Source organism: Cohnella mopanensis, assembly GCF_022352055.1.
Taxonomy (GTDB): domain Bacteria; phylum Bacillota; class Bacilli; order Paenibacillales; family Paenibacillaceae; genus Cohnella; species Cohnella mopanensis.
In genome coordinates this window covers 1-13,128 of record NZ_JAKRWM010000001.1, presented here as the reverse complement: position 1 = coordinate 13,128, position 13,128 = coordinate 1, and the positions used below count along the sequence as shown (strand labels likewise).

General features: G+C 49.1%; 8 protein-coding genes and 1 pseudogene. 2 read left to right on the top strand and 7 right to left on the bottom strand.

The annotated features are described in order from the left end of the window. Positions 1 to 40: 40 nt before the first annotated feature. The 4 genes from L3D05_RS00045 to L3D05_RS00030 all read right to left on the bottom strand — a co-directional run bounded on the left by L3D05_RS00045 (position 41) and on the right by L3D05_RS00030 (position 6,199). Positions 41 to 1,639, bottom strand: a complete 1,599-nt coding sequence (locus L3D05_RS00045; protein ID WP_239613474.1) for an ABC transporter substrate-binding protein — start codon at positions 1,637 to 1,639, stop codon at positions 41 to 43. Positions 1,640 to 1,704: 65 nt separating this feature from the next. Beyond that, positions 1,705 to 2,619, bottom strand: a complete 915-nt coding sequence (locus L3D05_RS00040; protein WP_239613472.1) for a carbohydrate ABC transporter permease — start codon at positions 2,617 to 2,619, stop codon at positions 1,705 to 1,707. Positions 2,620 to 2,633: 14 nt separating this feature from the next. Further along, positions 2,634 to 3,614, bottom strand: coding sequence for an ABC transporter permease (locus L3D05_RS00035; protein ID WP_239613471.1), 981 nt, complete (start codon positions 3,612 to 3,614; stop codon positions 2,634 to 2,636). Between the two features lie 146 nt (positions 3,615 to 3,760). Then, positions 3,761 to 6,199 (bottom strand): glycoside hydrolase family 31 protein, encoded by a 2,439-nt coding sequence (locus L3D05_RS00030; protein WP_239613469.1) that lies wholly within the window; start codon positions 6,197 to 6,199, stop codon positions 3,761 to 3,763. Between the two features lie 135 nt (positions 6,200 to 6,334). On the opposite strand from L3D05_RS00030, the gene L3D05_RS00025 reads away from it, so the two are divergent. Next, complete coding sequence (locus L3D05_RS00025; RefSeq protein ID WP_239613467.1) at positions 6,335 to 7,246, top strand: AraC family transcriptional regulator; 912 nt, start codon at positions 6,335 to 6,337, stop codon at positions 7,244 to 7,246. 119 nt (positions 7,247 to 7,365) lie between these two features. Here the strand turns inward: L3D05_RS00025 and L3D05_RS00020 are convergent, their stop codons facing one another. Then, positions 7,366 to 9,357, bottom strand: coding sequence for an endo-1,4-beta-xylanase (locus L3D05_RS00020; protein WP_239613466.1), 1,992 nt, complete (start codon positions 9,355 to 9,357; stop codon positions 7,366 to 7,368). Positions 9,358 to 9,656: 299 nt separating this feature from the next. Further along, positions 9,657 to 9,877, bottom strand: a pseudogene (locus L3D05_RS00015) (hypothetical protein); the annotation flags it as partial. A gap of 188 nt (positions 9,878 to 10,065) precedes the next feature. Here L3D05_RS00015 and L3D05_RS00010 point away from each other — a divergent pair. Then, positions 10,066 to 10,914 (top strand): hypothetical protein, encoded by an 849-nt coding sequence (locus L3D05_RS00010; RefSeq protein ID WP_239613464.1) that lies wholly within the window; start codon positions 10,066 to 10,068, stop codon positions 10,912 to 10,914. Between the two features lie 291 nt (positions 10,915 to 11,205). On the opposite strand, the gene L3D05_RS00005 is transcribed toward L3D05_RS00010, so the two are convergent. After that, the coding region (locus L3D05_RS00005; RefSeq protein ID WP_239613462.1) for an S-layer homology domain-containing protein at positions 11,206 to 13,128 on the bottom strand (1,923 nt) is incomplete at its 5' end.

Below are 13,128 nucleotides of genomic sequence, written 5' to 3'. Positions count from 1 at the left end.
CGAAAGGGGGAAGACTTTGTTAGTCTTCCCCCTAGCCTATTTACGGTTGCTTCGCTTTCCATTCATCGTACTGCTTCTGGGCTTCAGCGCGAATTTTCTCAATGCCGTTGGCTTTTAACTTTGAGTTGTATTCGGCGAGAACCTTGTCCGCGTCCAGACTGCCTGTTTCAAGTAGCGGACGATATTCCTTGATAATATTGCTGATAACCGATACTTCCGTTTTGACCGTTTCCGTATTGAAGCTAAAACCGAACGATTTCACCTTATGGGCTCTGTCGTTATACTCCTTGAACTTTTCCCATTTGTCCGCGCTTTCGCCTTCCCATAAATAAGTTAGCGTCTGATTGCCGAACATCCACTCGATGCCCGGAGCCCAGCCCGTATCCGCACGGGTAGCTACGCCGTCCGGCAGCTTAATGAAATTATCCTGGCCTTCCAACTTAACGTATTGACGATCTTCCACGCCGAAATCGAACAAATTGACCAGATGCTTGTCGGTATGGAGAAGGTTCAGCAGCATCATCGTCCGCTCCGGATCGACAGAAGTGCGCCCGATGGCCATCATGGAGTTGCTGATGCTGGCCGTGCTCATCTCGGGATCGTTTCCTTTAAGCTTAACGAGCTGGATACCGGTGGCGCTAGAATCTTCCTTATCGGAATCCGGTTTGTCGGAGCCGAACTTCATCCACGTTTTTCCTGCTTTCAACGCGTCTTCGGTGCTGGTCTTGGTCGTTGCGGCATCTTTGTTGATGTACCCCTTCTTGAACCAGTCGCTGTAGAGCTTCCACCTGTAAATAGCGGCATCGTTCTCCATCGAGCTGATTACCATCTTGTCCATCTTCGTGTCCAGCACGATAACAGCCGGCGCGCCAGCTACCAGCTCATAACGGAAGTTTTCCTCAATGCTTTTCCTGGTTTTATCGAAGTAACTAAGCGTATCGGAACCGCTACCCGACAGCCAGATCGGAGCGAAGCCGGGCTCCTTTTCCTTAATGTTCGCAAGCCATGGCTCGAGATCTTCCAATGTATTGATGGTACTTACGTCAAACCCGTATTTATCCACCATATCTTTTCTTAACATAATGGTGTGGCTTTCGCCGATTTCCTTATTCGTAGGAATCGCGTAGATTTTGCCGTTTACTTTGCCGCCTTCGAAGAAACGAGGGTCTAACGTCTGCGTAATTCCTTGTCCATATTGGGCCAACAGTTCATCGAGCGGCAGAAAAGCGCCTTTCGCTACGTTATTGGCAAAATCGGACCAGTTCGGAGCAAATGTCAAGTCTACCTGTTCTCCGGACTGATAAGCCAGAACCATCTTTTCCGCCCAGGAGGACCATGGGAGTCCTTGGAAGTCGATCTCGGCGTTGATTTTCTCTTTGAGGTACTTGTTGATCTCCGCTACGACTGCCGCGGTGTCCTTCTGAGGGAAATTACCTACCGTGTACACTTTGAGCTTGCGATACTTAGAGATATCCGGATTGCCGGATCCGGTATCGCCGGATGACTGACTGCTTGCCGTCGGTTTCGCGCTAGGCGAACCTGACGAGCTTGCGTTGTCATTGTTTCCGCAAGCAGAGATAACCAGCATCATCGCGATCACCAAAGAAAGCGCCGTGCCCCAACCTTTTGCTGCCTTCATTTCGTCGTGCCTCCCTATAAGTTTATCATATATTCTAACCGGCCATTTAGCCAGAGTTAGACGGTTTAACCCTTGATGGCCCCGATGGTAAGCCCCTTGGTGAAGTATTTCTGGAAGAAGGGATAGACGAACAGAATCGGACCAATGGAGACGACAACCATAGCCATACGAAGACTTTCCGTGGGAACCGTTTCTCGCACCAACAAGGCTACTCCGCTTCCCGCCAATTGATTTTTGAAAAACTCGGCTTGGCGAATCATTTGAATCATCACGTACTGCAAGGAGAACTTATCCGTATCGTTAATGAACAACAAGGAATTAAACCAATCGTTCCAATACATCAGCGTCGTGAACAGGCCGATGGTCGCTAGAACCGGGAGCGAAATCGGAAGAACGAGCTGGAAGAAAATTCGCCACTCCGACGCCCCATCCAATTTGCCCGACTCGATCATCTCTTCCGGTATGGTCTGCTGAAAGAAGGTACGCGTTATGAAAATATAGAAAGCGCTCGAAAGACCCGGAAGGATGAGAGCGATAAGAGAGTCTCTCAGGTCCAAGTAATTGATATACAAGAGGTAGAACGGAACTAACCCTCCGGAGAAAAGCATCGTAATCAAAAGATAGATATTAAAAAACTTCTTGAACGGAAAATCCTTGCGAAAGATCGGATAAGCGTACATGGCGATCAACAACACCGCCAATATGGTTCCGATACAAGTAACGGTTAAGGTAACCCCATAGGCTTTCAATAGCGTTGACGAATCGGTAAATAGAAATCGGTATGCGGACAGATCGATAACGTCAGGCCAGAACTTATAACCTTTTAACGTGAGCATTTTTTCATCGGAAATGGAGATAGAGACAATCAGCACGATGGGCATGATGCACGCGAGACTAAAAGCGACGAAAAATAGATGAAGAAATAATTTAGCCGATCTGGACACTTGCTGGTAAGGTTTCATGCTACCCGCTTTATTCATTTCGATTCTCCTTTCTAGAAAAGTGCCGAATCACGATTAAGTTTGCGAGCTAGACCGTTAGCTCCGATGACAAGGAAAAATCCGACTATCGATTGGTAAAAATTCGCCGCGGAGGACATTCCCAGATCGTTGAGCTGGATCAATCCTCTGTAAACATACGTATCGATGACATCCGTCGTAGAGCGCAACGCGCCGGAGTCGAGCGTAACATGATAGAACAAACCGAAATCGGAGCGGAAAATACCTCCCAAATTCAGAATCGTCAGGATGACCATCACGGGCGTAAGGAGCGGAATCGTAATACGAATGATTTGCTGCCATTTGCTGGCACCGTCCATAACCGCGGCTTCATACAACTCCTCGCTGATTCCGGTTATTGCGGCCAGATAGATGACGCTGCCTATGCCGACGGAGTGCCACATTTTCGTTAACCATAAAATATAAGGCCATGCTTGCGGGTGCATATAGGCATTAACGGAAGTGTGGCCGAATAAAGGCAAGACGTATTTGACCAGGAAGCCGTATTCCGGATGCAGAAAGGCGTATACGATATAGCTGACGACGACCATAGACAAGAAATTCGGCATGATCATAACCGTTTGATAGAATCGCGAAGCGATCTTGGCACGTACCTCATTAATGGCAATAGCGACCGCAACTGAGAGAATTAAACCGGACACAATAAAGGAAATATTGTATGCAACCGTATTAATGGTCACTCGCCATGCATCGGAAGTGGCAAAGAGAAAGCGGAAATTGTCGAGTCCCGTCCACGGACTGCCCATAATACCATCGACGTAGTTGATGTTCTTGAAAGCGATGAATACGCCAAACATCGGAATATAACAATTAATGAAAAAGACGATCGCCGGCGGTAAAAGCATAAACAGTAGCACTCGATATTTCACGATATTTCGAAGTAAGCGGACGATGCCGCTCTGCCGCCGTGAATGCGCCGGTTTAATTGATGTATTAACGGTCGATTGAATAGCCATGCCTATAACCTCTCTCCAATTTAACAGGATGGGTTCATTGTACTCTGTTAAGAATTAAGATCTCTCTATCGTAGGTGACCTCGTTTATTCAAAAGTTACCTCTATGCATATGAAAAGCCCGCCGAAACGCTCAGCGGGCTAAAGTTTCATGGAAATGCGACTTCAATGCTTGCTCCAGTATAATTGACATGCCGGATTACGGGAGAACGCGAAGGATTCTCGAAGTCTCGCGAGTCGAACAGCTGCAGGATCAATTCCTGCTGCGGCCTCATGCCGGGATACGAGCCCTGCCTTTCACCGATAACGAATACGCGCCGGTCTTCATCCCAATGCATAGACGAAACGGCATAGTATCCCTTCTCGTAGCCGTAATTGTCTCCCTCGTCCTCGTAATATTCGAAGGATCCGCTTCGACCCGCGTAGATTCGAATATGCAACGGCTCGGAAGAGTTTTCGCCCGAGTATTGAACGTCTCCTCCCATCGGCACGATCGAACCGGAACGGACATACAGCGGGATCCGATCCAGCGGAGCTTCGGCCTCCAGAGTTTGTCCTCCCTCGTATACTCGATCGTTCCAGAAATCGAACCATAGACAGCCCTCCGGCAAATAGACGTTTCTAGTTTCACTTACGTCTTCGAGAGGGGTTGAGCCAAAACCGTAATACATTGGCCTAGTGACGGGATTCACCAGCAAGGCAGGTCCGAACATGAACTGGTCGCCGATGTCGTATGTTCCGGGATCGTGCCTGAAGTCGAAGGCCAATGCTCTTGTCATCGTATAATCGTCCCGATACACTCGGAAGGCAAGCGAATAGATATACGGGAGCAACCGGTAACGAAGGCGCAGGAACGCGACCAGCGCTTCGTAGAAAGGCTCGCCCGGCCTGCCGAAGCGCCAGATTTCGCGCGGTGTATCCGTGCCGTGCGATCGGAACATCGGCAGAAACGCTCCGTATTGAAACCATCTGACATATAGTTCCCGATAGCCCTGGTCCTCGACGCCATCGTCGTAATCGCCGCTCCAGAACCAAAGCTCCGGCTTGTTGTGGACGAAGAAACCGCCGATGTCCGTTGTCCAGTAGGGAGAGCCGGCAGAGAAGAAATTCAGGCCGTCCGGGATCTGCTTTCGCAAAGTGTCCCAAGTGGCGGAAACGTCCCCCGACCACGTAATCGTACCGTATCGGTGCTGTCCCGCGTAAGCGGAACGGGTCAGGTTCACAACGCGCTTGCGGTCGGTTACGCCACGCTGCCCTTCGTACAGGCCGCGGGAATGCAGCAGCGAATACGCGTTGATCAGCTCCGGGTCCAAATAAAGCTTGGACTCCTCCGTATTGATGAGCATCCTATCCTCCGGTTCCGGCTTGACTGCCCCCTTCCAGTCCGCCTCGAAAGGCTCCGTACAGTCGCACCACCAGGCATCGATGCCCTTCGAGAACAGTCCCTCGTTCGCCTGCTTCCAGTAAAGTTCGCGGGCTTTGTCTTGAAAGGCGTCGTAGGTCGCTCGATTGGCCAGCAGGTAGCCCTGTTCAGCCATCTCCTTATGATTGTCGCTGTCCGGGTTCATGATCGGCCAGATGGAAACCATCAACCGCGCATTTAACCGATGCAGCTCCTCCATCATCCCCTCGGGATCGGGGAACCGGTCCTGATCCAGCGTCTTCTGTCCCCACAGCTCTCCAGTCCAGGATTTCCAGTCCAGCACAATGCAATCGAGAGGCAGCCCCCGACGGCGGTATTCCCTCACGACCTCGATCAATTCTTGCTGGGACTCGTACCGTTCTTTGGATTGCACGTATCCGTACGCCCATTTCGGCAACATCGGCGCCTTACCCGTCAAATCGCGAATGCCATGGACAATTTCATCCAGCTCCGGGCCGTATACAAAGTAATAGTCCATCTCATCGTCCACCTCGGTGGACAAGTAAGAGCCGAACGCATCGTCGCGGAACTTCATAAGCGAATAGCTGTCCACGAGGATGCCATAGCCGCGGGTCGATACGAGGACGGGCATGACCGCCTTCATGTTCTGCTGGTACAAATACTGGTGCTTGCCCCGCAAATTGAACATGCCTTCTTCATGTGAGCCGAGCCCGTACAACGCTTCTCCTTCCACCCATTCGAATTCTAATTTGGTCCGGTAAGCCTTCCTATCGATAACCTTTTTTCCCTTCTCGGCTCTTACCCTCAGCCCGTCCGCTCCTTGGTCCGTTTCCAGCCCGGCGTTCTCGTCGAACACGGCTTTGACAACATCGATCGGAACAAGTGTCTTTCCGCCCCGGGAAGGCTCTTTCGCAAGCAGTGTTCCTAGCGCATCGTAATAAGCGAATGCACAAGTCCGTTTATCGATTCGTACCGTTAATCTAGAAGTGCGCAAGCTCACGGAGTCCTCCTGATCATCGATGGCGAAGTCTACGTCTTCTCCCGGTCGACGTACGATCATCAAGCTGTCTGCAGTGCTGAAGGTCGGTTCCAAAGTGTACTGGATGCGAATGGCGCCGCTCGAATACGGAGTAAGCTTCATTCGTCCATCCGAGGTTACGAGAACGAGCCCTTCCGGCATGACGATGGCTTTCACGATAGACATGTTTACTCCTCCTCATCTGGAAGGCGTTAAGAAAACGCCTAACCGTATGAGTATCATGATATTGAGTTAATAAGGTATAATCTAACTGAATTTTGATTATCATTAGCACAATATTGATTATATGGAGATCTATTCATGCTTGAATTCCGTTTTCGCGAGAAAGCCGTTCACGGCTCGTCCAAATTCCCGCTTACGATCTACAACGTCAACTACGAGAGCGGAAACCAGCAAATCCTTCCGCTCCATTGGCACGAAGAAATCGAGTTGATCTATATCCGCAAAGGGAGCGCCGTGTTCTCCGTCAATCATACGGATTATACCGTTCGGGAGGGCGACTGTGTCATCGTCAACTCGGGAGAGCTTCACAGCGGCTATTCGCATGCACCAGAAGGCTGCTTCTACAGTGCGATCGTATTCAAGCTTTCCTGGCTTTCAAGCCTCCAGCCCGATCGATGCCAGGAGTATTTGAATCCGCTTCTGAAAGGTACAGCTCTGTTTCCTGCTCTAATCCAAGGCGATTACGGAGAATTGTGCAGCTTGATTAAAGCGCTAATCGAGGACTTCCACGAGAGGGCGGCAGGCTTTGAGCTGCTGTTTAAGGGGCGTTTGCTTATTTTCTTGGCCAAGATCTACCCCCTCCTGGTTCCCAGAAACCGCTATGAAGAAGCCAATCGGGTTAAAAGTCAGAAATGGAACAAAATTATTACCGTACTGGGATATATGGATGCCCGTTATAAGCTGACGATGACCTTAGAGGAATTAGCCGCCGTCGCTTCCATGTCTCCATCTCATTTCTGCCGTCTCTTCAAAGAACTTACAAGCTTAAGGCCGATGGAATACTTGAATTTGCTTCGCGTGAACAGCGCAGCGGTTATGATTCAATCGAGCTATTGCAGCATCCTCGATGCCGCATTGGAAAACGGATTTCAGCATTTGAGCTACTTCTCCAAGCAATTCAAGAAGCATATGCATATGACTCCGTCCGAGTATAAATCTCATAATGGCAAGGAATGGGATGTTTCAATGGATAGAGAAATTAAAACCTGATCGAGAAATGCCTCAACCGGTAACCGAGTGGATTTGAACCACTTAGATTGTGCGACTGTGAGGCTCACAAGAAAAAGAGGCTACCCGAAGGCAGCCTCAATCTCTTATCTATGGATCGCTTAAGGAGCAGTCCCCCAGACGATCGTACCGCTTTGCACCAGCGTGATTTTATTCCAATCGGCGAATGCCGTCTTCGTTCCGTCGTACGAATAATCGTTCGCTTCGTTAAAGTTCGACCAATCGGCCTTGGCAATGCGAATCTGGATATCCCCGGTCTGTCCGCCGGCCGCGATCGAGCCGGCGCCGGAGCTGAACGACAGCTCAAGGTAAGTATCCGTGTTCGTGCCCGTCGCGCTGACGAACGCTCCGCTGACGTTGGAACCTCCAATTTGCGCATAATCCACGTAGAAGTTAAGCGTAGAAGAGCTATCCTTCGTAAAGTAATAGCGAAGTTTCACCCCGCTCAGACTAACGGCGCTTGTGCCCGTATTCTTGATGTTGAACGTCGCGTTAATCATATTGTCGGTCGGGTTGGCGTTGAGAACCTTGTACTGCGCGACAAGCGTACTCGTGCCGCCTCCGACTGCGCTCGGAGTTGCGCTAGCTTGCGACGAATTGCCGCTAGTTCCCGCGCTATTCGTTGCGCTGACCACATAATAATACGTCGTCCCGTTCGTTAATCCTGTATTCGTGTAGCTCGTCGAAGTGACGCCCGTCGCCACGTCCGTGTAAGTTCCGCCGCTCGTCGTCGCGCGTTTCACCGTGTAGCTCGTCGCGCCGCTCGATGCCGTCCAACTGAGCGCAACTTGCGCGTTACCTGCCGTTGCGGTAAGTCCAGTAGGAGCCGCTGGCGCTTGAGTGCCAGCCGTCGGCGTTGCGCTAACCTGCAACGAGTTGCCGCTGGAACCCGCGCTATTCGCCGCGCTCACCACATAATAATACGTCGTTCCGTTCGTTAAGGCCGTATTCGTATAACTCGTCGAAGTGAGGCCAGTCGCCACGTCCGTGTAAGTTCCGCCGCTCGTCGTCGCGCGCTTCACCGTGTAGCTCGTCGCTCCACTCGATGCTGTCCAACTGAGCGCAACTTGCGCGTTGCCTGCCGTTGCCGTAAGGCCTGTTGGCGCAGCCGGAGCCTGTGTTCCGCCGTTCCCGCCGAGATACTGCTTCAGCCATGTCATAGCTGGGCGTTCAGCGCCGGAACTTGTAACCAGATGAGTATTGTCTACCCACGTTTGGCCTTGAATATAACCCCACAGCGTAATGCCTTTGATATTCGAGTTTTCCCATAGAACCGGGAATTTCTCTTTGTACCTTGCCAACTGCGTAGCGTCATCGCCCGTCATGTCCAGTTCCGATACATAGATCGGAAGCCCCGTCGCGGAGAGCGTGTTCAGTACGCTGTTCATCGTGCTTACCGAAACCGTGTCCATATTGAACTGGTGGCATTGAATGCCGATGCCGTCGACTAGGCCTCTGCTTTTCAACAAATTAATAATGGCGATATATTGGCTCGCCGCATTCGGGTCGCTGATGATCCCGTATTCGTTGATTAACAATTTGGAGTTCGGGAACGCTTGTCTGGCTTGCTCGAACGACCAGATGACCCAATCCCAGCCCGTAGTACCGTCGCCGCCGATAGCGTTCTTGTAGGAAGGTTTGGCATGCAACGGTTCGTTCACGACGTCTACGAATTCCGCGCCGCCATACTTCGTAGCGGCCGCTTGAATCCACTGGACAACTTCCGCTTTTTGGTCCGTCGCCGAAAGGCCTCCGATCCAGCCCGGCTCTTGGCTTCCCCATACCAAGGTATGGAATTTGAAAGGGAAACCGTTAGTTTTCGCATAGTTGTAGGCGATGTCCGATTGGGTCCAGTTCATGGTGTTGCGAGTTCCCTCGACGGAACCCCATTTGGTCGAGTTTTCGGGAGTTACCTGATTCCAGTACGTTCCGAAGTTGGAAGGAACGCTGCTGGCGATGACGTTGCCCAAAAACTTGGACCCAGTCGGTGCGAGCCCCGCGCTTGCCTTTTGCGAGGATGCGAACAAGAATAATGATACGACCATAGCGAACACGACAAACACATTTAACGACTTTGATTTTACCGTTAACATAAATTCGCCTCCCAGATTGAGTTGGACATCCGAAAAATTATGCCTCGTCTATGAGCACAATCCTATCCGCTAACCGCACACCTCCTATTAAAATCCAAATAGATAGCGCTTACATTTAATATTATAAAATTCGGATTGGATATGATATACATAGAAAACTATAGAATTTTCTCAAATTAATATAGATTTGCATAAAAAATGCTATATATTTTCACCAAAAAAAGAAACCCAGCGTTTAATGACACTGGGTTGTTCGACGATCTGGGCAGGTTTACATCCCAAGACAGTCTATTTCTCCATTATTCTATACTTTTTAAGGATTCAATCATTTTGATTTGGGTTACTTTTCTCCTCAGCAGAAAACTAGAATATTTAATTGATCCGGGATTTGTTGATGGGTACAAGACAGTGCCTTAACAATAAATTTAAATATGTAACCGCTGATCGGTAAATCTACAAATACCGCAAATTCGGTTTAAATGATATTTCCCAAAAAGTTATGCCTGTTTTTATTATTTTTTTGAGATCGCACTTATAGTAATCTCGCATTGATAGGTACAACATCTTACAGTATCATAAGCCTCACATAGTAATTCCAATACTTTCCTATACAAAAGGCATCCCGAGAAACCGGTGTAGAACTCGTCTTTTTTCAATGAAATTCTGTATATCAACCCCTGAAGCCAATAAAAGGAGGCACATCCAAGCATGCGAATCCCCACCGCTATACAGATCGATTTGCGCAAATCAGCGGTAACATTCTTAGGAAATCAGTTAAACTGTTCGCGAAATGAAGTCAGCATGCTCGAAAGCATACATAAGGACATACATCTTCTAGGCAACACGTGGAAGAACATTCTCGCAAACCAACATGGACTCCCTGTTCAACTCTCCATATCGTCCTACTTTATCCATCAAACGCCCCAAGTATCCTATACCGGCATACAGCGAAGAAAAAGGATCGAATTCGGAGACGTACTATACATTTACAAAGAAATGGACAAGCAGCAGATAATCAGAGAAAACGCGCTTCTCTTGCAAGCCAAACTCTGGAGCCAAAACGCTGTAGATAAAGCGCAATTGCAGCTTTATCTCAGTTGGCCGACCTTTTGGTACACAACGGCAAATATCCATAACAAGCATTTCAATGTCGATTCGCAACCATATGCGCATCCTGGCGCGCGCTACTTGTTTTTAGATAACAGCCATTCTAACAGGCATTTCGCATCAACAGGCACACCGCTCCACGGCTTAAAAGCTAACCAGCATGACGCCTACCTGGAAACCGATCTTGTTGACCTACTTCAATTCAAATGTGGAAAAGAACTTCATGGGGATTGGGGCGAGGCGATAAAAGCGCTACAGAAACATGTAAGCGAACGAAAACCATCTTATCACCGCGTCTCTCGCGAAAATCAGCTCATGTACCTGGAAACAGCCGCTACATCATTATTTAATCCGAACGAGGAACTTAATATGGGAGATTCCCGTGGATTTTGGCTCGTGACCATTCGTTCTTGGCCATCTAGCATCGAGGAGCTACCCGAAGATTTTTAATATAAACGAAAAGACATAGGCGCGCGCGATGCGCCGGTCTTGAAGTCAGCGTTTTAATTTAAGGAATCTGTGTGACCCCTCATGCCTTTTAGTTTTTCCTTGATCCGTCTGTGATTGTAATACGCAATTTTCGACAACTCAACCCAAGATTTATATTGTAAAGCAAAAACGCCGGAAAACCCGGCGTTTTTGTTTTACAGCGTTCATTGCTCTAATTCGCTACAGAAACTTCAATAACAGTCCTGAGTTAAACTACAGTAAATCGCCCTGCAAATTTCAATAACGTTTACTTTACTTGCTCTTTTGTGCCTGCATTTTCAGCAGAAGCGTTACGGCCTCAGCCCTCGTTGCAAGGTCATAAGGAACGAATTCGTTATCGCCTTTCCCCTGCACGATGCCTACTTGCTTCACAAAAGCAACGCTACCTTTCGCCCACACCGGAATATCCTTGTCATCTGCGAAGCCGGTTGCGGTGTCCGCTACGGTGGACTTACCCAAAGCGTTTGCGAGCATCACTGCCATCTCAGCGCGTGTCATTTCTGCATCCGGACGGAAACTGCCGTCCTCATAGCCTTTAATAATTCCTGCTTGTACAGCTTGCGCGACCGCTCTCTGCGCCCAGGATCCGATCTTCGCTTTATCTGTGAACGTCAGTGCCGCTCCTTCTCCTTGCAGCTTCAACGCGTTCATCAGCATGACCGCAAATTCCGAACGCGTTAACGTACGATTCGGCTTGAACGATCCGTCCGGATAGCCTCTGACGATGCCGGCGCTTACCGCTTGCTTGATATTCGCCTCCGCCCAATGTCCGGGGATATCACTGAAGTTGATCGGCTGCTTCGTGTCTGCCGTCGAGTCTGCCCCTTGGCCAACAATGAATACCGCATACTTCGTGAAGTGATTCACTTTTATGGTAATGGTATTGCCGTTTACCACGCCGCCGACTTCCACCCAGGTTTGCTTCGATTCGTCATAGTAGAATACGGAAGGCTTTTGATTTCCCGTTAAGATCTTAGGATCGAAGGTAAAGGTGAGTGTGATTTCCTTATAGAAGTTTTCCGATAAATTTTTCAGAATTTCGAATATCGGGCTGGCCAGAACGTCTTTACTTGTGAGCAGCTTTTGCGTGTCAGCCACTTTTTCAATCGATAATTCCAGGTCTTTGCCGAAAGCATCGGCAGGAATAACGATCTTAACCTCATCGCCCAAGCTAACTTCGCCCGATTTACCGACGGGAAGTTTCAGCGTACCGTCCGACGAGATAACTTTATCGTTTGAAGTCGTTACCGGTCCAGAACCACCACTGCCTCCAATGGATGATGGATATGCACGCGTCACTGTAACCGTATAGGAATTCGGAGTGCCGTCCTGTGCCGTTACGATGATGGTAATTATGTTAGTGCCTGCATTCAAATTAATAGCGCTGCTTGTATGACCGCTTGCAACGGCTACTCCGTTCACTGTCATTGTCGCGTTGCTATCATAGGCACTAGCTGTTACGGACGTACTAGATACACTATTAGCCACATTAGTACTGTACGAAGTTGTCCCGGAAGTAAATGCTGGAGTTAGCGTAATGCCCGACAGCGTCAGTCCGCTCAAGTCGGCGTTGTTGTTTAATCGATTCACTACTAGATTATACGTATTTTGTGTCAGATTCTGCGCAGTTACCTGTATCTTAATAAGGTTTGGCCCGACAATCAAGTTCGAAGCTCTGTAAGTATACACATTGCCCGTTACCGTGCTGTATGCTGCACCCGTAACCAATAGCGTTTGATTTGGATCCGCTTTTGTCAAAGAAATGTTGAGATTTGAAGTCGCGTTAGACACGTTCAACGTATAATTCGAATTCGATGTCGTATACGCCGGTAATAACGTGCCTTGATCCACGGACAAGCTGGACAACAAAGCGTTCGCTGATAGCCACAGCGCATACAATGTCACGTTTGCTGTGCTCATCGTGAACGACTCCCCGGGGGCATAGCTCGTACCGTTTCCATCCACTTGGGTGTTCCAGCCTCCAAATACTTTTCCTGTCGGAGCTGTGATTCCCGTGCCATCCGGCAGCGCTGCGGAAGACTGACCATACGATACCGTCATGGAATTCGGCGTTGTTCCTGTTCCGCCGTTTACGTTGAAGCTGATGGTGGATGTTGATGTATTCCATTTCGCATACAGCGGAATGTCTGACGTTACATTGCTGATAACTGCTCC